General features: G+C 70.9%; 18 protein-coding genes, 1 rRNA gene and 2 pseudogenes. 5 read left to right on the forward strand and 16 right to left on the reverse strand.

Translation table 11 applies throughout. The features are described 5' to 3' along the window. Positions 1-45: 45 nt before the first annotated feature. Positions 46-1,365: a threonine--tRNA ligase gene (thrS, locus tag ABZ822_RS32085; protein WP_360861912.1), complete on the forward strand. Its 1,320-nt coding sequence runs from the start codon at positions 46-48 to the stop codon at positions 1,363-1,365. A 130-nt stretch (positions 1,366-1,495) separates the two neighbouring features. On the opposite strand, the pseudogene ABZ822_RS32090 reads toward thrS, so the two are convergent. From ABZ822_RS32090 to ABZ822_RS32120, 7 genes and pseudogenes are all read right to left on the reverse strand, one after another. After that, positions 1,496-1,699, reverse strand: a pseudogene (locus tag ABZ822_RS32090) (ribosomal protein L7/L12); the annotation flags it as partial. Between the two features lie 294 nt (positions 1,700-1,993). Next, positions 1,994-2,842, reverse strand: a pseudogene (locus tag ABZ822_RS32095) (P-loop NTPase fold protein); the annotation flags it as partial. 268 nt (positions 2,843-3,110) lie between these two features. After that, a complete protein-coding gene (gene hemB / locus ABZ822_RS32100) occupies positions 3,111-4,112 on the reverse strand; it encodes a porphobilinogen synthase (RefSeq protein WP_360861914.1) in 1,002 nt (333 codons plus the stop codon). Then, the gene (locus tag ABZ822_RS32105) at positions 4,109-5,767 is read right to left on the reverse strand and encodes a bifunctional uroporphyrinogen-III C-methyltransferase/uroporphyrinogen-III synthase (RefSeq protein ID WP_360861916.1); all 1,659 of its coding nucleotides are present in this window, start codon (positions 5,765-5,767) and stop codon (positions 4,109-4,111) included. The genes hemB and ABZ822_RS32105 overlap by 4 nt, the downstream gene beginning before the upstream one ends. Beyond that, positions 5,764-6,792, reverse strand: coding sequence for a hydroxymethylbilane synthase (gene hemC / locus ABZ822_RS32110; RefSeq protein WP_360861918.1), 1,029 nt, complete (start codon positions 6,790-6,792; stop codon positions 5,764-5,766). Before hemC ends, ABZ822_RS32105 begins: the two co-directional genes overlap by 4 nt. Then, a complete protein-coding gene (locus ABZ822_RS32115; RefSeq protein ID WP_360861920.1) occupies positions 6,789-8,162 on the reverse strand; it encodes a glutamyl-tRNA reductase in 1,374 nt (457 codons plus the stop codon). The genes hemC and ABZ822_RS32115 overlap by 4 nt, the downstream gene beginning before the upstream one ends. Next, positions 8,159-8,959, reverse strand: coding sequence for a redox-sensing transcriptional repressor Rex (locus ABZ822_RS32120; protein ID WP_360861922.1), 801 nt, complete (start codon positions 8,957-8,959; stop codon positions 8,159-8,161). Before ABZ822_RS32120 ends, ABZ822_RS32115 begins: the two co-directional genes overlap by 4 nt. 448 nt (positions 8,960-9,407) lie before the next feature. Here ABZ822_RS32120 and ABZ822_RS32125 point away from each other — a divergent pair, with 448 nt between their 5' ends. The 4 genes from ABZ822_RS32125 to ABZ822_RS32140 all read left to right on the forward strand — a co-directional run bounded on the left by ABZ822_RS32125 (position 9,408) and on the right by ABZ822_RS32140 (position 13,930). Next, positions 9,408-9,689 carry a glutaredoxin family protein gene (locus ABZ822_RS32125; RefSeq protein ID WP_360861924.1) on the forward strand — a complete coding sequence of 94 codons (282 nt, stop codon included), beginning with the start codon at positions 9,408-9,410 and terminating at the stop codon, positions 9,687-9,689. Between the two features lie 262 nt (positions 9,690-9,951). Further along, a complete protein-coding gene (locus ABZ822_RS32130) occupies positions 9,952-10,884 on the forward strand; it encodes an HAD-IB family hydrolase (RefSeq protein WP_360861946.1) in 933 nt (310 codons plus the stop codon). A 799-nt stretch (positions 10,885-11,683) separates the two neighbouring features. Beyond that, on the forward strand, positions 11,684-12,466 hold the full coding sequence (locus tag ABZ822_RS32135) for an ECF subfamily RNA polymerase sigma factor, BldN family (RefSeq protein WP_360861926.1): 783 nt from the start codon (positions 11,684-11,686) through the stop codon (positions 12,464-12,466). Between the two features lie 264 nt (positions 12,467-12,730). Continuing rightward, a complete protein-coding gene (locus ABZ822_RS32140) occupies positions 12,731-13,930 on the forward strand; it encodes a DUF5667 domain-containing protein (protein ID WP_360861928.1) in 1,200 nt (399 codons plus the stop codon). A gap of 122 nt (positions 13,931-14,052) precedes the next feature. Here the strand turns inward: ABZ822_RS32140 and ABZ822_RS32145 are convergent, their stop codons facing one another. The 9 genes from ABZ822_RS32145 to rrf all read right to left on the reverse strand — a co-directional run. Beyond that, entirely contained in the window at positions 14,053-15,111 is a 1,059-nt protein-coding gene (locus ABZ822_RS32145; RefSeq protein WP_360861930.1) for a lysophospholipid acyltransferase family protein, read from the reverse strand. 1 nt (position 15,112) lies between these two features. Further along, complete coding sequence (locus ABZ822_RS32150; RefSeq protein ID WP_360861932.1) at positions 15,113-16,165, reverse strand: NAD-dependent epimerase/dehydratase family protein; 1,053 nt, start codon at positions 16,163-16,165, stop codon at positions 15,113-15,115. Between the two features lie 199 nt (positions 16,166-16,364). Further along, positions 16,365-16,463, reverse strand: a complete 99-nt coding sequence (locus ABZ822_RS32155) for an AURKAIP1/COX24 domain-containing protein (protein ID WP_003948845.1) — start codon at positions 16,461-16,463, stop codon at positions 16,365-16,367. A 111-nt stretch (positions 16,464-16,574) separates the two neighbouring features. Further along, positions 16,575-16,784, reverse strand: coding sequence for a helix-turn-helix domain-containing protein (locus tag ABZ822_RS32160; RefSeq protein ID WP_360861934.1), 210 nt, complete (start codon positions 16,782-16,784; stop codon positions 16,575-16,577). 127 nt (positions 16,785-16,911) lie between these two features. Beyond that, on the reverse strand, positions 16,912-17,727 hold the full coding sequence (locus ABZ822_RS32165) for a phosphatase (RefSeq protein ID WP_360861936.1): 816 nt from the start codon (positions 17,725-17,727) through the stop codon (positions 16,912-16,914). Positions 17,728-17,997: 270 nt separating this feature from the next. After that, a complete protein-coding gene (locus ABZ822_RS32170; RefSeq protein WP_360861938.1) occupies positions 17,998-19,170 on the reverse strand; it encodes an acetoin utilization protein AcuC in 1,173 nt (390 codons plus the stop codon). Then, complete coding sequence (locus ABZ822_RS32175) at positions 19,121-20,395, reverse strand: MFS transporter (protein WP_360861940.1); 1,275 nt, start codon at positions 20,393-20,395, stop codon at positions 19,121-19,123. The genes ABZ822_RS32170 and ABZ822_RS32175 overlap by 50 nt, the downstream gene beginning before the upstream one ends. 97 nt (positions 20,396-20,492) lie before the next feature. Next, entirely contained in the window at positions 20,493-21,137 is a 645-nt protein-coding gene (locus ABZ822_RS32180; protein WP_360861942.1) for an HAD family hydrolase, read from the reverse strand. 66 nt (positions 21,138-21,203) lie between these two features. Further along, positions 21,204-21,294, reverse strand: a 5S ribosomal RNA gene (rrf, locus tag ABZ822_RS32185); the annotation flags it as partial.

Raw genomic sequence — 21,294 nt, forward strand, 5'->3', positions numbered from 1 at the left:
CGTCCGATGACGACGACGCCGGAGAGTGTCCCGGCGCGCTGACCGATGTCCGAATCCGAAGCCCCGGGGCGAGCGCCCCGGGGCTTCGGCGTTGCGGGTACTCGTCCCTCGCCCGACGTCCGCGAGGAGACCCCCATGCACGACCACCGCAGGATCGGCCGCGAGCTCGACCTGTTCGACACCGATCCGCTGATCGGCGCGGGACTGCCGTACTGGCTGCCCGACGGCGGCGCCGTACGGCACGCGCTGGAGGAGTACATCCGCACCGCGGAGCGGCGGGCGGGCTATCGCCACGTCTACTCGCCGGCCCTCGGCAAACGCGAGCTGTACGAGATCTCGGGCCACTGGTCGCACTACGGCGACGACATGTTCCCGCCGATGGACGTCGGCGGCGAGCAGGTCGTCCTGCGGCCCAGCCTGTGCCCGCACCATGCGCTGATCTACCGCTCCCGCTCTCACAGTTACCGCGAACTCCCGCTTCGGATGGCGGAGTTGGGCGGGATGTACCGGTCGGAGCTGTCGGGCGTCCTCGGCGGACTGACCCGCGTACGGGCGATCCAGCTCAACGACGCGCACATCTTCTGCACCCTGGACCAGGCCGCCGACGAGGCCCGCGCGGCCCTGGAGATGATCGGCCGGGCGTACGAGGCGCTGGGCATCGCCCCGACCCGCTACCGGCTCTCCCTCCCCGGGCCCGGCGGGAAGTACGTCGCCTCACCCGCGATGTGGGAGCGGGCCACCGCCCTGCTGACCGAGGTCCTGGACCGCTCGGGACTCCCGTACGAGGCGGCCGAGGGTGAGGCCGCGTTCTACGGGCCGAAGGTCGACATCCAGGTGACCGACAGCGCGGGCCGGGAGTCCACCCTGTCCACCGTGCAGATCGACTTCCACCAGCCCGAGCAGTTCGATCTGCACTACATCGGCGCGGACGGCGCGAAGCACCGGCCGGTGATGGTCCACCGCAGCATCATCGGCAGCGTGGAGCGGGCGGTCGCGCACCTCATCGAGGTGCACGGCGGGGCGTTCCCCGCCTGGCTCGCCCCTGTGCAGGTCGTCGTCCTCCCGGTCTCCGACGCGGAGCAGGAGCGGGCGGAGGACGTCGCCCGCAGGTGCGCGGAGCGGGATCTGCGCGCGGAGGTGGCGGGGGCGGAGCGCGGGAGCCTGGGTGCGCGCATCCGCCAGGCGCGCCTGGTGCCGTACCAGGCCGTGATCGGCCCCCAGGAGGCCGACGGCGACCGGGTGGCGCTGCGGCTGCGCGACAGCCGCCGGCCGGACCCGCTCCCCGCCGCCGAAGCGATCGCCCGTATCGGGGGCCTAATCGCCTCCCACAGCACCGCGCTGTGGGACGGCGACGCGGATGCGTAGGCGGTACTGCGAACGCGTAGGCGGTCCTCCCGTCACGGCTCGGCAGCGCGGGCGCGTCCGGCCCGTTCACGACTCTGCGACGTGGGCGCCCACGCGGCACGGTCACGGCGCTGCCCCGTCGTCGCCGCGACTACTGGACCTCCACCTTCGCCCCGGTGACCGCCAGGCGCTCCAGGTAGCCGTCGGCCTCGTCCCGGTGGACCTGCGCCATCACGATCGACGGTGCCGCGTCGACGAGGTCCTTCGCCTCCTTGAGCCCGAGGCCGGTGATCTCCCGGATCACCTTGATGACCTGGATCTTCTTGTCACCGGCGTCGGTCAGCACCACGTCGAACCGGAGGCTGCGCACGGCGGCGACCTCGGACAGGAAGATGTAGGAGGTGAGGTCATCGGCCCGGCGCAGGACCTGGAGGACGTCCTGGACGGTCGGATCCTCCAGCGCCGCCTTGATCCCGGCGTCCGAGGACTCGATGTCTTCGCTCTGCACCAGGGCCGGGAACTTGGCGACGTGCTTGAAGAGTTCGGGGCTGCGGTACTGCAGCAGGAGCACGGCCGACAGCGTCTGCGCGTCGTACCGCCTGCCCAGGATCTGCTGGGCCAGTTCGTCGTTCAGGATCAGGGTGTTGATGAACCGCTTCACCTGCCGTGGGTTGTCACCGATGTTCCGTACGAGCAGCGGGACCAGCTTGTGCAGGGACTGCGGCAGCAGATCGATGACGAACTGCTCGCCCGCCTCCGCCGAGATCGGGGGAATGGTGAACGGGAGTTGCACGATCTTGTCGAGATAGGCCGCCTCGCTCACCTCGATGCCGGCGTAGCGGTGCTTGATGCTGTTCTCAAGCGCGGTCCGGTCGACTCCGAGCACATAGACGCAACCGGGCATGTTGAGGAAGAGCTTGAGGGCCTCCAGCACTTCGAGGATCTTCTCCGGAACGCACCGGTCGAGGTCGTCGATGAAGAACACCACCCGGACCCTGCCGTTGCCGGTGGCGCGGGTGAGGAGCTGGGCGAAGTGCTCGCGCAGCCGGATCTGCATCTCCCGGACGCGGAACCGCTCCTCGTCGTAACTGTCCCGAAGCTGCGTCAGTTCGCTGGTGTTCAGCGTGGTCGTGGACTTGAGCAGGATCGAGCCGAGGGCACCCGCGATCACCCGGAGCAGGCGCCGGCCCTCGTCGCCGAGGCCCAGTTCGTCGACCATGGTGTGCAGCAGCGCGACCGCGGGATTCTCGTCGAACTGGTGCTGCCAGGCGTCGAACCAGACCGTCACCGCTTCGCCGGACTGCTCCAGGTCCCGCTCGATGAGGCGCATGAGGGAGGTCTTTCCGATGCCCCAGGTGCCGTAGAGACCGAGCACCAGCGGAGTGTCGCAGCGCGTGATCACACCGGAGAGGGCCGTGGCGAATTTCGCCCGGTCTAGTCCGTCGATCGCATGGGGTTCGTCATTGAAGATCTTCGTCACCGCGGACTCCTGGTGCATGCCGGGCGCGGAATGCGGTGGACTCAGGGCGTACCCGGCGTATTCCGCGATGGAGCCGAAAGCGTAGGCCCCCGCGGGGGCGCCGGAGACGATTCCTCAACCTTTGGCGAAATCAGGTCAGTTGGGTCCGGATCGCTGTCCGGGACACGGCGTATTCCGCTGCCCGGCGACCGCGGAGGCAGAAGGCACGTGAAAGCCCCTGCTGATCCGGTGCCGGATCAGCAGGGGCTTTCCGGGAAGGGTCGGCCGCGTACCAGGTCGTGGCCCGTTACTCGCCGCGCTGGAGCCACCGGGCGGCTTCCGACGCCCAGTACGTCAGGATCAGGCCCGCGCCGGCACGGCGGATGCCCGTCAGCGTCTCCATGATCGCGCGGTCGCGCTCCAGCCAGCCGTTGGCCGCGGCCGCCTCGACCATCGCGTACTCGCCCGAGATCTGGTACGCCGCCACCGGCACGTCCACCTCGTCCGCGATGCGGCGCACGATGTCGAGGTAGGGCAGCGCGGGCTTGACCATCACCATGTCCGCGCCCTCGGCCAGATCGAGCGCCAACTCGCGCAGCGCCTCACGGGCGTTGGCCGGGTCCTGCTGGTACGTCTTGCGGTCGCCCCGCAGTGAGGAGCCCACGGCCTCGCGGAACGGGCCGTAGAACGCCGACGAGTACTTCACGGTGTAGGCGAGGATCGAGACGTCCTGGCGGCCGATACCGTCCAGCGCCTCACGGGCCACCCGCACCTGGCCGTCCATCATGCCGCTGGGGCCGACGACGTGGGCGCCCGCGTCCGCCTGGACGCGCGCCATCTCCGCGTACCGCTCGAGCGTCGCGTCGTTGTCGACCCGGCCCTCGGCGTCCAGCACACCGCAGTGGCCGTGGTCGGTGTGCTCGTCCAGGCACAGGTCGGACATGACGACCAGGTCGTCGCCGACCTCGGACCGCACGTCCTGCAGGGCGAGTTGGAGGATCCCGTTCGGGTCGGTGCCCGGCGAACCGATGGCGTCCTTCTTCGACTCCTCCGGAACGCCGAACAGCATGATGCCGCCCACGCCCGCCTGCACGGCCTCCGCGGCCGCCTTCCGCAGGGTGTTGCGGGTGTGCTGGACGACGCCCGGCATGGCGGAGATCGGCACCGGCTCGGAGATGCCCTCCCGCACGAAGGCGGGGAGGATCAGCTCGGCCGGGTGCAGCCGCGTCTCGGCGACCATCCGCCGCATGGCGGGGGTCGTCCGGAGCCGTCGCGGCCGCGCGCCGGGGAAGTTTCCGTAAACGCTCAACTGCGCCTCCTGCGCGAACCCGGACGGCGCTCGCTCGGCCGGGTGACGTGTTCACCTGCCTCGACCGCTGCCGCCCGGCGCTGCGCGCCGAACTCCGCGAGGGCCTCGGCCAGACGGTGCACCGACGGCTCGGGCGAGAGGACATCGACCCGCAGGCCGTGCTCCTCGGCGGTCTTGGCCGTCGCCGGGCCGATGCAGGCGATGACGGTGACGTTGTGCGGCTTGCCGGCGATGCCGACCAGATTCCGCACCGTGCTGGACGAGGTGAACAGCACGGCGTCGAACCCGCCGCCCTTGATCGCCTCACGCGTCTCGGCCGGCGGCGGCGAGGCGCGCACGGTCCGGTACGCCGTCACGTCGTCCACCTCCCAGCCCAGCTCGATCAGCCCGGCGACCAGTGTCTCGGTCGCGATGTCGGCTCGCGGCAGAAAGACACGGTCGATCGGGTCGAAGACCGGGTCGTACGGCGGCCAGTCGTCCAGCAGCCCGGCCGCTGACTGCTCGCCGCTCGGCACCAGGTCCGGCTTCACACCGAAGTCCACCAGCGCCTTGGCGGTCTGCTCGCCCACCGCCGCGACCTTGATCCCGGCGAAGGCGCGGGCGTCGAGCCCGTACTCCTCGAACTTCTCCCGGACCGCCTTGACGGCGTTGACCGAGGTGAAGGCGATCCACTCGTAGCGGCCCGTCACCAGGCCCTTGACGGCGCGCTCCATCTGCTGGGGCGTGCGCGGCGGTTCCACGGCGATGGTGGGGACCTCGTGCGGCACGGCGCCGTACGACCGGAGCTGGTCGGAGAGTGAAGCGGCCTGCTCCTTCGTCCGCGGGACGAGGACCTTCCAGCCGAAGAGCGGCTTGGACTCGAACCACGCGAGCTGGTCGCGCTGGGCCGCGGCGCTGTGCTCGCCGACCACGGCTATCACCGGCTGGCCGCCGTCCGGGGACGGCAGCGCCTTCGCCGCCTTCAGCACCTGCGCGATCGTGCCGAGCGTGGCCGGCCATGTGCGCTGCCGGGTCGTCGTCCCCGCGACGGTGACGGTCATCGGGGTGTCGGGCTTGCGCCCGGCCGCGACCAGTTCACCGGCGGACGCGGCGACCGCGTCCAGCGTGGTGGAGACGACGACGGTCGCGTCGCTGGAACCGGTCTCGCTCCAGCAGCGCTCGGAGGCCGTCCGCGCGTCGACGAACCGGACGTCGGCGCCCTCGGCGGAGCGCAGCGGCACACCGGCGTACGCGGGCACGCCCACGGCCGTCGCCACACCGGGCACCACCTCGAACGGAATGCCCTCGCCGGCACAGGCCAGCATCTCGGCGCCCGTGTTGGCGTCCAGGCCCGGGTCACCCGCGACGGCGCGCACGACCCGCTTGCCCGCCCGCGCGGCCCCCATGACAAGATTGGCCGCATCTCGCAAGGCAGGGGCGGCAGTTGAGGCGGATGCCTCGTCCTGCTCCGGCTGCGGGATGTCCGCGCCCGTCCTCGCATGCTGGCTCACCACGTCGAGCACCTGAGGGTCGGCCACCAGGACGTCCGCGTGGGCCAGCGCCTCCACGGCGCGCAGCGTCAGCAGTCCCGGATCTCCGGGTCCGGCACCGAGGAAGGTGACGTGACCGAGAGCAGCGTGTGGTGCTCGTGCAAGATGTGCGGCGGTGGGGCTCAATGTGCGCGCTCCCCCATCAGACCGGCCGCACCCTTGGCCAGCATCTCGGCGGCGAGTTCGCTGCCGAGTGCGAGGGCGTCGTCGTGAGACGCGGGTACGGGACCGGTGGTGGACAGCTGCACCAGCGTGGTGCCGTCGGTGGTGCCGACGACGCCGCGCAGGCGCATTTCGGTGACAGCCTGGCCGTCGGCCAGCAGGTCGGCCAGGGCACCCACAGGTGCGCTGCAACCGGCCTCCAGGGCGGCGAGCAGGGATCGCTCGGCGGTCACGGCGGCCCGCGTGAGCGGGTCGTCGAGCTCGGCGAGACGGTTAATGAGGTCCGCTTCGGACGCGGCGCACTCGACCGCCAGTGCCCCCTGGCCGGGGGCCGGCAGCACGGTGTCGGCGGGCAGCAGCTCGGTGACCTCGTCGACGCGGCCGATCCGGGTCAGCCCCGCGGCGGCCAGGACGACGCCGTCGAGCTCCCCGGACCGTACGTAACCGATCCGGGTGTCGACATTGCCGCGGATCGGAACGGTCTCGACGTCGAGACCGAGACTGCGGGCCCAGGCGTTCAGCAGCGCCGTGCGGCGCGGCGAACCGGTGCCGATACGGGCGGGCCGGGACTCCCGGGCCGCGGAGGCCGCCAGGTCCTCGAAGCCCAGACCGTCGCGGGCCACGAGGGCGTCGCGGGGATCCTCGCGACGGGGCACGGCGGCGATCACCAGCTCGTCGGGCTGCGTGGTCGGCAGGTCCTTCAGCGAGTGCACGGCGAAGTCGACCTCGCCGCGCAGCAGCGCGTCGCGCAGGGCGGTGACGAAGACCCCGGTGCCGCCGATCTGCGAGAGGGACGCCCGGGAGGTGTCGCCGTAGGTGGTGATCTCCACCAGTTCGACGGGGCGTCCGGTCAGGTCGCGTACGGCGTCGGCTATGCGGCCGGACTGGGCCATGGCGAGCTTGCTGCGGCGGGTGCCCAGCCGGAGCGGCCGGGAACCGGTGGTGCCGGAGGTGCGACGGCCGTCGTTCACGTCGTCGATGTGGTTCATGTGGCCCGCCCTCCTCGGTTCGGATCGCTGGTGTCGGCACGGCTGACGGCGGCGACCGCCTGCGGGTCGAGGTCGAACAACTCCCGCAGGGCGTCCGCGTACCCGGCGCCGCCCGGCTCGCCCGCGAGTTCCTTCACCCGCACCGTGGGCGCGTGGAGGAGCTTGTCGACGACGCGGCGCAGCGTCTGCGTGATCTCGGCGCGCTCCTTGTCGTCCAGGCCGGGCAGCCGCCCGTTGAGCCGGGAGACCTCGCTCGCCACCACGTCCGCCGCCATGGTGCGCAGGGCCACGACCGTGGGGGTGATGTGGGCGGCACGCTGAGCCGCGCCGAAGGCGCCGACCTCCTCGGACACGATGGACCGGACCCGGTCGACGTCCGCCGCCATCGGGGCGTCCGCGGACGCCTCCGCCAGGGTCTCGATGTCGACCAGGCGCACCCCGTCGATGCGGTGGGCGGCGGCGTCGACGTCGCGCGGCATGGCGAGGTCGAGCACGTCGACGCGGTGCCCGGGGCGCCCGGCGAGGGCGGTGTGCAGGGCGGCGGCCGTCAGGACGAGGCCCGTCGCGCCCGTGCAGGAGACGACGAGGTCGGCCGCGGCCAGCTCGGCGGGAACGGTGTCCATGGGCACGGCGCGCGCGACGAAGGCCGCGGAGTCGGCGGCGCCGCGGGCGCTCTGCTCGACGAGGGCGGCGGCCAGGCGCTCGGCCCGGTCCTCGGTCCTGTTGGCGATCACCAGTTCGGTGATACCGGCGCGCGCGAGCGTCGTCGCGGCCAGCGAGGACATGGAGCCCGCGCCGATGACCAGGGCGCGCTTGCCCCGTGCCCAGTCCTCGACCGCCGCACCGCCGGCGAGCTGCTCCAGACCGAAGGTGACGAGCGACTGCCCGGCCCGGTCGATCCCGGTCTCGCTGTGGGCCCGCTTGCCGACCCGCAGCGCCTGCTGGAACAGGTCGTTGAGAAGGCGGCCCGCGGTGTGCTGCTCCTGGCCGAGCGCCAGGGTGTCCTTGATCTGGCCGAGGATCTGGCCCTCGCCGACGACCATCGAGTCCAGACCGCAGGCCACCGAGAAGAGGTGGTGGACGGCCCGGTCCTCGTAGTGGACATAGAGGTACGGGGTCAGCTCCTCGAGACCGACACCGCTGTGCACGGACAGCAGCGTCGACAGCTCGGCGACACCCGCGTGGAACTTGTCGACGTCGGCGTACAGCTCGATGCGGTTGCACGTGGCGAGCACGACGGCTTCAGCCGCGGGCTCCGCGGCAACCGCGTCCTGCAGCAGCTTGCCCTGCGCCTCGGCTGCGAGGGAAGCCCGCTCCAGCACGCTGACCGGCGCGCTGCGGTGGCTCAGGCCGACGACCAGAAGACTCATGCGGGCATCACGGCGGGGACGTCCCCGTCGGGTCCCTTCCTGCCGCCGCCGGAACCGGCCCGGCCGCCGTCGGAGCTCGCGCGCACGGCGGGCGGCGCGACCGCCTCGGCGGCGTCGGACAGATCGGCGCCGTCCTCCCCGGCCTTCCGCTGCTCGTGGAAGGCGAGGATCTGCAGCTCGATGGAGAGGTCGACCTTGCGCACGTCGACGCCCTCGGGCACGGACAGCACCGTGGGCGCGAAGTTGAGGATGGAGGTCACGCCCGCGGCCACGAGCCGCTCGCAGACCTGCTGGGCGGCGCCGGCCGGGGTCGCGATGACCCCGATGGACACGCCGTTGTCGTTGATGATCGCTTCCAGGTCGTCGGTGTGCCGCACGGGCAGACCGGCGACGGGCTTGCCCGTCATCGCGGGGTCGGCGTCTATGAGCGCGGCGACCCGGAACCCGCGGGAGGCGAAGCCGCCGTAGTTGGCGAGCGCGGCGCCGAGGTTACCGATACCGACGATCACGACCGGCCAGTCCTGGGTCAGGCCCAGTTCCCGGGAGATCTGGTAGACGAGGTACTCGACGTCGTAGCCCACACCGCGCGTCCCGTACGAACCCAGGTACGAGAAGTCCTTCCGCAACTTGGCAGAGTTCACCCCGGCCGCCGCCGCGAGCTCCTCGGAGGAGACCGTGGGGACCGAGCGCTCCGAGAGCGCGGTCAGCGCGCGCAGATACAGCGGAAGCCGGGCGACGGTGGCCTCGGGAATCCCTCGGCTACGGGTCGCCGGTCGGTGTGTTCGGCCAGTTGCCACGGTGCTCCTGCGGGGTAGAGCGGGGCTGCAGGCGGTCACACGTCCCACGACCGCCCCGTTGACAGCAGGCTATGTCTTTGTGAACGCGTGCACAAAGATGGTGTCCGCTTTGTCCGGTCAAAGTGACCGGGGTCACGCGGTTCGACGACATGATCGCGGAACCGCCCGCGGGACGGACCCGTTGAGCGCCGACGGGGACCACGCGCACACTTCTTTCTACGACTGTGCCCCCGATCCCGCCGAATCGCGCCCGCTCGTCACGACCCTTTTCGCGTGCGCCCCACGCGCAACCCGCACGGCGAGGGCCCTCCACCACCCCGAATCCGACCAGCCCGGCCGAAACCGGCACCATCCCGAAACCGGCACCATCCCGAAACCGACACCGTCCCGAACCCGACGCCCGCCGAATCCGACGCCCCCGCGTCCGACACCCCCCGAGTCCGGAGCCATGAGCCCGCTGCTGCGCCGCAAGCCCCGTAAGAACCCCGCCGACAGCACCGTGACCCTGATCGGCAAGCCCGGCTGCCACCTGTGCGACGAAGCACGGGAGGTGATCGTCACGGTCTGCGACGAACTGGGCGCCTCCTGGAACGAGAGAGACATCACTCAGGACGCCGAGTTGCACCGCCTCTACTGGGAGCAGATTCCGGTCATCCTCGTCGACGGTGCCCAGCACGACTTCTGGCGCGTGGACCCGGACCGCCTGCGCAAGGCGCTGGGCGGCGGCTGAACTCCCGCCGCACGGCGCTGACCTGCGGATGAACAGCCCACCGGACCCGGGCGCGGGTGAACGCGGCGCCCCGCTCGGGCGGTTGCCGCATCCGGCGCGAAGAGGGGCGTACGGGGTAGCCGTCGGCACCCGGTAACACATCCGTCGGGGGAAGTTCACGCGTCCGAATCCTCCCGACTCCGGATTGTCCGGTCGGGCTGGCTATGCTCACGTCATGTCCCTCCCGTCGCCCGACCACCGTTCCGGTTGGCGTCCCTCCGCGATGCACCTCGGATGGGGATGGCTCACGCGCCGCCGGCGCCCCGCGACCGCACGCAGCGTGCTGGCCGGCGAGGCGGCCGCCGAAGCAGCCCGTAAGACCTCGCAGGAACTCGAGGCGGAGGCAGGCGCGGAATCGGCCGAGCCGGAGTTCCCCGTCGCCGGGGACTCCTACGCCGCCGCCTTCTTCGACCTCGACAACACCGTCATGCAGGGCGCCGCGCTCTTCCACTTCGGCCGCGGCCTGCACAAGCGGAAGTTCTTCCGCAAGCGCGAACTCGTCCGCTTCGCCTGGCAGCAGGCGTGGTTCCGGTTGGCCGGCGTCGAGGACCCGGCCCACATGGAGGACGCCCGCAACAGCGCGCTGTCCATCGTGAAGGGCCACCGCGTCTCCGAACTCATGGAGATGGGCGAGGACATCTACGACGAGTACATGGCCGAGCGCATCTGGCCGGGCACCCGCGCCCTGGCCCAGGCGCACCTCGACGCCGGCCAGAAGGTGTGGCTGGTCACCGCCGCCCCCGTGGAGACGGCGACGATCATCGCCCGCCGCCTCGGCCTGACCGGCGCGCTCGGCACGGTCGCCGAGTCCGTCGACGGCATCTACACGGGCCGCCTGGTCGGCGAGATCCTCCACGGCCCGGCGAAGGCCGAAGCCGTACGCGCCCTGGCGGCGGCGGAGGGCCTGACCCTGTCACGCTGCGCCGCGTACAGCGACTCCGCCAACGACATCCCGATGCTGTCGATCGTCGGGCATCCGTACGCCGTGAACCCGGACAGCAGGCTGCGCAAGCACGCGCGCGAGCACGGCTGGCGGTTGCGCGACTACCGGACGGGCCGCAAGGCGGCGAAGGTCGGCATCCCCGCGGCGGCCGGTGTCGGCGCGCTGGCGGGTGGAGCGGCGGCCGCGGTCGCGCTTCAGCGCCGCCGCCGCTGATTCCTGGGCCCCCCGGGCAGCCGGCGCACCGAGCACCGGGGAGGCCCGGGCCGCGCACGGCTCGACAGCGCGCTGTGCCCCTCCGGCCGCGACCGGCACCGTCACCCGAACCCTCACGCTCCCTCTCCTGTTGCGGAGCGCGCTCCTGTTGCGGGGCGCGCGTCGTTCCGCGCGCGCCGGGCTCCGACACGCCGCGGCACGACGCAGAGGACCAGGCCCACTCCCGTGGTCGCGGACCGCGACAACCACACAAATCGCCATGTGACCCGCGCCACATCAAGGGAAGTTCGCGGTCTTGCGGTCCAACCCGCCGAACGGGGAGGTCACGGCTCGTTCGGGGAGCACCGGCACGGCTCTCCGCCGATTCCGGCGGGCCGTGCAACACGCGCGCCCGCGTGGTGCACGAGACGCGCGCGAAACGCGCGGGAACCAGATCGTTCGTGGGCGCGTCATGGGAGGCGTACCGCACCGAAACGGACAACGCGAAGCGGCCTGAGCCCAATCCAAGCCACATACCCTTCCGGGCCTCCGGCCAGTCCCGATGTCCCCGGGCTGCCATGACTTGAGCGCCACTCGGGCGGATCGAGCAAAATTCCGATCATTATCTATCGAATGTTCGATATTCTATCGGTCACCAATTCGTAACAGAGCGTTCCGACCCGGCGATTTGAGCAACTCGGCGTAGCACCGCCTGTACGAAGCGTTATTCTCCTCAGACGCAAACCGGTACCCACACGTCCCTACGACGGGTGAACGGTTCCGCACTGCACGTGATGGAAGCTCTGCCTCTGGGAGTCCCGTGTACCCACACGTCGGGGTTGACGCCTCGGGCCTGGCTACGCTCCGCGCAACGGTCGCCGACCATATGCGCGGCATCGTCCCCACCGCGTACGCCGTCCCCGCCTTCGCCGCGCCTGTCCCTGCCGGCCATGCCGGCCCTGCCTACGCCCTGGCCGAGAACACGACGGCGGTCAGCAGACGTTCGCGTGCCGCGGGTGGCGCCACCACAGCACGCCGTCCCGCCGCGGACAGCGACAGCCGTCGCATGATGGACCTGGTCGAGCGCGCCCAGGCGGGCGAGGCCGAGGCCTTCGGCCGCCTCTACGACCAGTACGCCGACACGGTGTACCGCTACATCTACTACCGGGTCGGCGGTAAGGCGACCGCGGAAGACCTCACAAGTGAGACGTTCCTGCGCGCACTTCGCCGTATCGGGACGTTCACCTGGCAGGGGCGCGACTTCGGCGCCTGGCTCGTGACGATCGCCCGCAACCTGGTCGCCGACCACTTCAAGTCCAGCCGCTTCCGCCTCGAGGTCACGACCGGCGAGATGCTGGACGCCAACGAGGTGGAGCGCAGCCCGGAGGACTCCGTCCTCGAGTCGCTCTCCAACGCGGCGCTGCTGGAAGCCGTCCGCAAGCTCAACCCGCAGCAGCAGGAGTGCGTCACGCTGCGCTTCCTGCAGGGGCTGTCGGTCGCCGAGACGGCACGGGTGATGGGCAAGAACGAGGGCGCTATCAAGACCCTCCAGTACCGGGCGGTCCGCACACTGGCCAGGCTTCTGCCGGATGACGCCCGCTGACCCGGGCTGCGCGGCGATACGCCCCACCCGGGCCCGACGCGCCGCCGCAGAAGCCGCCACGTACGGTGACCCCCAGATGACCCAGCGGTCGGATCATCGTGACTGCGTAACCCGGCTGCATCACCGCTCGTTGTCCGGGTTGCAGACTCCCTGTGGTCGCATGCTGTCCAGATCGCATCACTCGAAGGAGTGGTTGCGCTCAAGGTGTGCAACCTTCCATACGTGCCAGGGAGTTGCAGGTGATGACGAGAGGAGGTGCCGCCCGTGATCGCGAACGTATCGGCGCACCGGCGGGCGAACGCCTTCGCCCAGGCCCTGGATGAGCGGCAGGCCGGCCAGGACCGGACGCCCGAGCAGACCTGTGCTCCGGCGGCGGCGGACGAGCAGGACAGACTGTCGGCGGTGGCGGGGGGACTCGCCCGGATCCCGAAGCCGGAGCTTGACCCCGAAGTCAGGATCGTCCAGCGGGCGCAATTGGTCGCCGCGATGGAAGCGATGCTCTCCGAAGGGGCGGGGTCCGGCGGTCCGCGCGTGCCCGAGCAGCGGCGAAGGGGAGCCCACCGGGCGACGTCGCTCAGCAAGCTCAAGCCACGGTCCCGCTGGACACAGGGGCTCGCGGCGGGCGGGCTCACGGTCGGCGTGGCGGCGGGGGCGTTCAGCGGTGTCGCGGCGGCCAGTTCCGATGCCCTGCCCGGCGACTCGCTCTACGGGCTGAAGCGCGGCATGGAGGATCTGAAGCGCGGCATGGCGGACGAGGAGTCCGACCGCGGCGAGATCTACCTCGGCCAGGCGTCCACGCGGATGAACGAGGCGCGCAGGCTCATGGAGCGCAGCCGCTCCGGCGACCTGGACCCGGAGTCGGTCGGCGAGGTCCGTCGTGCCCTCTCCGGCATGCGCCACGACGCATCCGAGGGCCACCGCCTGCTGTCCGCCGCGTACGCGCGCGACGGTTCGCTCGCCCCCATCCAGGCGCTGGAGTCGTTCTCGACCTCCAACCGCAAGGGCTGGAGCGAGCTGCGTGACCGGCTCCCCGTCCAACTCACCGATGTGGGCGACGGCGTGACCTCCGTCTTCGACGCCATAGACGAAGAGGTCGGTCCGCTGAAATCGCTGCTGCCCGTCGCACCGGGCACCTCGGGCCCCGCCGGCGGCGGGACAGGAGACTCCTCGGGCACGGGCGACTCGAAGGCATCGCGGGACTCGACACCGTCCTCGGCAGGTTCCTCGTCCGGACGCGGGGAGAGCGGTGGCACCACGCCGCGGCCGAGCGAATCGCAGCGTCTGGACGAGCGGTTGATCGGCGGCGCCGGCGACCTGCTCGACCCGCCGAAGGGCAGTGCGTCGACCCTGCCCGGCAGCAGCAGTGGCAGCTCGGGCAGTTCGGCGAAGCCGGACATCACGCTCCCGCCGCTGCTGCCCGGCCTGCTCCCGGGCCTGGGCATCGACGGGGACGACGACCGGTAGTCCCCGTACGGGCGACCGCGTCACGGCTCGTCGCATCACAAGCGCTCGGCCTCCTCACACAGTCACTGTGAGGAGGCCGAGCGCCGTTCGTCGTGCCGTCGGGATCCGACCGGCACGACCGCTCAGAAGAACACGGACCGCCGCTGCACGAGCAGCTTGTAGAGCGTGTGCTGAATCGTTTCGCGCACCTGGTCCGTGAGGTTGAACATCAGCATCGGGTCCTCCGCCGCCTCCAGCGGATAGCCGTCGGTCTGGATCGGCTCACCGAACTGGATCGTCCACTTCGTCGGCAGCGGCACCGCGCCCAACGGCCCGAGCCAGGGGAACGTCGGCGTGATCGGGAAGTACGGGAAGCCCAGCACGCGCGCGAGGGTCTTCGCGTTCCCGATCATCGGGTAGATCTCCTCCGCCCCGACGATCGAGCACGGCACGATCGGCACGCGCGCCTGCAGCGCCGTGGAGACGAACCCACCCCGCCCGAAGCGCTGCAGCTTGTAGCGCTCCGAGAACGGCTTCCCGATGCCCTTGAAACCCTCCGGCATCACCCCGACCACCTCGCCGCGCTCCAGCAGCCGCTGGGCGTCCTCGGCGCACGCGAGCGTGTGACCGGCCTTGCGCGCCAGCTCGTTGACGACCGGCAGCATGAAGACCAGGTCGGCGGCGAGCAGCCGCAGATGGCGCCCCGCCGGATGGTTGTCGTGCACCGCGACCTGGAGCATCAGCCCGTCCATGGGCAGCGTCCCGGAGTGGTTGGCGACGATCAGCGCGCCACCGGCGTCCGGGATGTTCTCGACGCCCTTCACCTCCACCCGGAAGTACTTGTCGTAGAGCGGGCGCAGCAGCGACATCAGGACCTGGTCGGTCAGCTCCTCGTCGTAGCCGAAGTCGTCGACCTCGTAGTCCCCCGTCACCCGCCGTCGCAGGAACGACAGTCCCTGGGCCAGCTTGCGGTCCCAGCCGCCGCCCGTACGCGCCCCGTCGGCGCCTTCCACGGCCTCTCCGCCGCTCCTGGCCGCCGAGCCCGCCTCCGGCTCCTGCGTGCCCTGTCCGGGCTGCTGCTCGGGTACGGGAGAGAGCTGGCCCGACCTGCGCCCGTTCACCGCGGACTTGGGCTTGCCCGCCTTGCCGCCGCGACGCGACCTCGGATCCTCGCCGAAGGGAATGACCTTGGCATCGGCCATGTCAGGTGCGCTCCTCACTGGGGGCCGCGGAGACGAGATCCGCGAGCCGGTCGACGGTACGGGCGAGGGTCTCGGGCGGGAGCAGTCCCGGTCCGCGGCTGCGCGCGAAGTCCGCGAAAGCCTCCGCCGTCGTGTAGCGGGGGTGGAACCCCAGGGTCTCGCGCATCTGCGTCGTCTGCACCACCCTGCCGTGGGTGAGCAGCCGGATCTGTTCGGGCGAGAAGTCCGTCATGCCGACCGAACGCAGGGCCTGGCCGACCCAGGTGACGGCCGGCAGCAGCACGGGCACGGTGGGGCGGCCGAGCCGTCTGGCGGTCTGCGAGAGGAGCAGCACGCCGTCGCCGGCGATGTTGAACGTGCCGCTGTTGAGCGTGCCGCGGCGCGGCTCGAACGACGCGAGCCGCAGCACCTCCATCACGTCGTCCTCGTGCACGAACTGCAGCCGCGGGTCGTACCCGAGGACGGTCGGCAGGACGGGCAGCGAGAAGTAGTCGGCGAGCGGCGTGTCCGCGCGGGGCCCGAGGATGTTCGCGAAGCGCAGGACGCAGACCGCGACATCGGGCCGCCGGCGCGCGAAGCCCCGGACATAGCCCTCGACTTCCACCGCGTCCTTGGCGAAGCCGCCGCTGGGAAGCGACTTCGGCGGCGTCGACTCGGTGAACACGGCCGGGTCGCGCGGCGCGGAGCCGTAGACGCTGGTGGTCGACTTCACCACGAGCCGTGTGACGGACGGCGCCTTCTGGCAGGCACCGAGGAGCTGCATGGTGCCGATGACGTTGGTTTCCTTGATGGTGCTCCGGCTGCCGCGGGTGCCGAGCGGGGTGCCGGTGACATCCATGTGAACGACGGTGTCCACCGAGTACTCCGCGAGGACCTTCGCGATCGTCGGCTGCCGGATGTCGGCCTGGACGAACACGGCCCCGCCGAGCCGGTGCTCGGGCCGTACGGCATCGACCCCGATGACCCGGTCGACGTCCGGTTCGCGCTGGATACGCCGTACGAATCGGCCCCCGAGCTGTCGCGCGACACCGGTGACGAGCACGACTCTGCCCAAGATCAGCGCCTTCCTTCCCGCACTTCGACGGCGTTCGGGTCCGTTGCTTCCGCGGTCACCGTATCGAGTGGATGTTGCACTGTGGTGACCCGAGGATGCATAGAGCTACATTTCCAGCCGGACGCGGGACACCGGAAGACGACGACGCCCTCCCACCGGCGAACGGGTGGGAGGGCGTCGTGTCACGCTCAGCGGTCGATCACTTCTTGTTACGACGCTGGACGCGGGTGCGCTTGAGCAGCTTGCGGTGCTTCTTCTTCGCCATCCGCTTGCGCCGCTTCTTGATAACAGAGCCCACGACTACCCTCGCTCACTTCGAATCACTCGGTGCGGGGCGTCCGAGCCCACACGACCTACGGCGGGCCAGCCTACCCGGCACGGAGTGAGGAACGTAATCCGAGGGTCGTCGTCAGGCGGTCTCCACCCCCACATAGGACTCGCGGAGATAGTCGTGCACCGCCTGCTCCGGAACCCGGAAGGACCTCCCCACCCTGATAGCAGGCAGATGACCGCTGTGCACCAAGCGGTACACGGTCATCTTCGACACGCGCATCACCGTGGCGACTTCCGCCACAGTCAAGAACTGAACCTCGTTCAGAGGCTTCTCGCCAGCAGCCATGACACACCTGAACCTTCCGCACATGACGGGCACCGGCTTCCCCTCCGGTGACTTCTCGTCCCTGTGCGCTCTTCCCCAGAGTAGGGGCGTGTGATGCAAGTGGGGAAGAGGAGCAGCCATCGACCGCCTACCGTGACAGACACGCTCGATTGAGTACATAGCGAGTAAGCGGACGGTAGTAGTCGGACCGCACAGCGTCATCGAGCGGAACGGCCACCGAGACCAAGCCCTCGGCCTCGCCCACGAAGGGCGCGGGATCGTCCGTATCCGCGGGCCCGATCGCCTCGATCCCCAGCTGACCAGCCCCGCAGACCCATCCGTGGTCCCCGACGACGAGGGCGGGGAGCGTCCCGTGGGTGTCGGCCGCGGCGGCGAGAGCGACCCTGACCGGGAGCGGGGAGTGGGTGTGAGCGCCGCCGCCGACGCCGTCACGGCCCGCCTCGGGCTCCCGTACGAACGAGACGCCTCGTACGTAGTCGAGGCGGTACGTGCGTACGCCGAACCGGGTCACTATGTCGACACATCGACCATGCGCTGGTGTGAGGACAGGACATCCTGCCGCCGACAGCGCGGCAGCCAAGGAAGCGTAGAAACCCAGGAGCCGGTGAGGGTGTCCGGTGCCGAGGAGTACGGGGGCACGCGCCGCCGCGACGGCACCGAGCCGGTCGGCGAACGCGTCGAGCGCCGCCACCGTCCGATCGGGATCGATCACATCCGGTCCCGACACATGACGGGGATCGTCCGACACACCGCACCGGTCGGCCATCAACCGCAGCAGACCCGGCTCGTCCCACGCCTGTCCGGGCTCGAGGCCCAGCCGGACCCGTGGATCCCCCGCGGCGAAGAGCCGGTAACTGCGCAGGCTCTCCTCGCGGGACGTGGTCACCGTCCCGGCCAGCCGCGCCGCCACCAGGTGCGCTCGTAACGCTCCAGCACTCAGCACGCCCCCGATGCTCGCCGATGGCGAGGGTGAAGGGCCGAGGATCGGACGTACGCCCCACGGTCGGCGTAATTCCGCGTCACGGAGTGGACCGCCCGTACGGGCCGGAAACGGCGATCCCGCCGCGTAACGGCCGGAAAGCGGCCGGGAGTTGGCGCGATCTGGGCCTCTGCGTGCTCGGGCGACCAGCGCGTCGCGGTCACAGCCCGTGCGCGCTCGGAACCTGCGGAGTGCTACGGCATCAGCCCGTACGCGCTCGGAGCCCGCGCAGTGCTACGGCATCAACCCGTGCGCCGGGAAGACCGCCATGCGCGTCGCGCGGATCGCCTGATCCAGCCGGTCCGCCGGGTCGTACCCCGACTCCTCCCAGTCCCGCCACGACGGTCGGCGCCCGTCCGTCATCCTCCCGGGCGCCATCTGCCGCGTCCGTGCGTACACCTGGTGGCGCCAGTCCTCCGGTACGAGGGACTCCGGCTCCACCGGCCGCTCCGCCGCGATCCCCACCAGATGCGTCCACGACCGCGGCACCACGTCGACGATCGCGTAGCCGCCACCGCCGAGGGCCACCCAGCGCCCCTCGGCGTACTCATGAGCCAGCCCGTGGACCGACTCGGCCACCGCGCGCTGCGCGTCCAGACTCACCGCAAGGTGCGCGAGCGGGTCCTCGAAGTGCGTGTCGGCCCCGTGCTGCGTCACCAGTACCTGAGGCCGGAAGGCGGCCAGCAGCTCCGGCACGACCCCGTGGAAGGCGCGCAGCCAGCCCTCGTCGCCCGTGCCGGCCGGCAGCGCCACGTTCACGGCGCTGCCCTCCGCGTCCGGGCCGCCGGTCTCCTCGGGCCACCCGGTCTGCGGGAAGAGCGTGCGCGGATGCTCGTGGACCGAGACCGTCAGCACTCGCGGGTCGTCCCAGAAGGCCGCCTGCACCCCGTCGCCGTGGTGCACGTCCACGTCCAGGTACGCGACCCGCTCCGCGCCCAGCTCCAGCAGCCGGGCGATGGCCAGCGCCGCGTCGTTGTAGATGCAGAAGCCGGCGGCGCTGCCCGGCATGGCGTGGTGGAGCCCGCCCGCGAAGTTCACGGCGTGCTGCGTCTCTCCGCGCCAGACCGCCTCCGCCGCACCCACCGACTGCCCGGCGATCAACGCGGACGCCTCGTGCATCCCGGCGAACGCGGGATCGTCCTCGGTGCCGAGCCCGTACGAACCGTCCGCGCTCTTCGGATCGGCCGACACCCGCCGTACGGCCTCGATGTAGTCGGCCCGGTGGACCAGCCGCAGCGTGGAGTCCCCCGCCGCCTTGGCGGCCACCACGTCCATGGCGCGATCCAGCCCGAACGCCTCTACCAGGCGCATGGTCAGTGCCAGCCGCACCGGATCCATGGGGTGTCCGGGCCCGAAGTCATAGCCCGTTACTGCCTCGTCCCACATCAGCTGTGCGCGGCCGCTCATGTCCGCCACCGTATCGGGTTGGTTCAGCGCCGAACGATCGGGCGTACACGAGTGTCACGAGTACCAGCGCCATCGGTACGAGCATGGCGCCCCGATAGCCCCACAGGTCCCCCAGACCACCGACGAGCGGCGAGCCGACGAGGAAGCCGACGTAGTTGAAGATGTTGAGCCGCGCGACGGCGGCGTCGGACGCGTCGGGGAAGAGGCGGCCCGCGGCGGCGAAGGTCTGCGGGACGATCACCGACAGGCCGAAGCCCAGCAGCGTGAACCCGAGCATCCCCCACCAGGCACCGGGCGCCGCTGCGACGACGGCGAAGCCGGCGGCCGCGGTCACCGTCCCCGCCCGTACGACCGCGACCGCCCCGAACCGGCGGACGCCGCGGTCCCCCACGGTCCGGCCGATGAGCGTCGTCACCATGTACACGTTGAAGGGGACGGTGGCGAGCTGCTCGGAGCTGCCGAGCACGTCCTGGAGGTACTTGGCGCTCCAGTTCGCCACGGTCGAGTCCCCGATGTACGCGCAGGTCATGACCAGGCAGAGGGGGAGGAGCAGCGTCATCGAGAGCCCGGCACCGGCCCGTGTCTCGGCCGCCGGAGGCGTCGCCTTGCGGCCGCCGTTGGACTGCGGCACGAGCGGAGGCGCGGGCGGCTGATGGCGGGCCTGCCGTGCCTGGTCGACGTACCAGCGGCTCACGACCAGGACGACGGGGACGAGCACCGCCACCACCGGCCCGTACAGCACCGCCAGCGACAGCTTCCAGTGCGCGCCGCCCCACGCGAGCGAGGCCCCGAGGATCCCGCCGAGGCTGTACGCGGCGTGGAAGCCGAGCATGATGCTGCGCCCGTACGTGCGCTGCAGGCTGACGCCGAGCATGTTCATGGACGCGTCCAGCCCGCCGACCGCGAGCCCGAACACGCCGAGCGTGGTGGCCAGTTGCCACAGCTCGGTGCCCGCACCGGCGCCGAGGAGAGCGAGGCAGACCACGGGCTGGACCCAGCGGAGCACGGCTCCCGGACGTATGCGCTTGACCAGGTGCTCGGTGAGGATGCTGCCGACGCCGGCGAGGATCGGCACGGCGGCCAGGAACACCGGCAGGTACGCGTCGCTGAGCCCGTAGCGGTCCTGGATCGCCGGGATCCGCGTCACGAGCAGCGCGAAGCAGACGCCCTGTACGAAGAAGCTGACCGTCAGCGAGGCCCGGCCGTGCCGCAGCTTTGCGTCCATGGCCGTGGAGCGTACGACCCGGCGCTACCGCTGGGTAGACGCCGTCATGTCCCGATTGGACCCGCCAGGGCGTGGGCCGGCCGTCGCTGGGGACGGCTCAGCCGAGGAGGGGCAGGAGCTCCCTCATGTCGCCGAAGCGTGCGGTGGCGGGGGCCAGCGCGGCGGCGGGAGTCATGGCGGTGAAGCCGTACACGTCCATACCGGCCGCGCGAGCCGCCTGGACCCCGAGCGGACTGTCCTCGACGACAGCGCACCGGTCGGGCTCCACCCCCAGGGAGGCGGCGGCGTGGAGGAAGAGGTCGGGGGCGGGCTTTCCGCGGCCGACATCCTGCGAGCTGAAGACCCGGCTCTCGCCGAAGCAGTCGTAGAGACCGGTCTTGCGGAGGGCGACGCGGATCCGGTCATGGCTCCCGGACGAGGCGACGCAGTACGGCACATCGTCGGCGGACAGCTTGTCCAGCACCTCGTCGACGCCTGCCACGGGCTGCAGTTCGCGCCGGAAGGCATCGAAGACGCGAGCGTGGAAGACGTCGTCGAAGTCCTCGGGGAGCCGTTCGCCGTACCGCTCCAGGACGAGCTCGTGAATACGGTTCATGGCCGAGCCCATGTAGTCGCGGATCGAGTCCTCGTACGTGGTGGGGAAGCCCAGTTCGGTGAGGTAGGCGGCGAGGATCGTGTTGGATATCGGCTCGCTGTTCACGAGTACGCCGTCGTTGTCGAAGATCACCAGGTCATAGCGCATGGAGGCAGCCTAGACGCAGAAATGCCTCAACCCCCGGACATGGTCCGGGGGTTGAGGCCAAAGATTGTTCGGCGGCGTCCTACTCTCCCACAGGGTCCCCCCTGCAGTACCATCGGCGCTGAAAGGCTTAGCTTCCGGGTTCGAAATGTAACCGGGC

This window comes from Streptomyces sp. NPDC047108 (genome assembly GCF_040643575.1).
GTDB lineage: Bacteria > Actinomycetota > Actinomycetes > Streptomycetales > Streptomycetaceae > Streptomyces.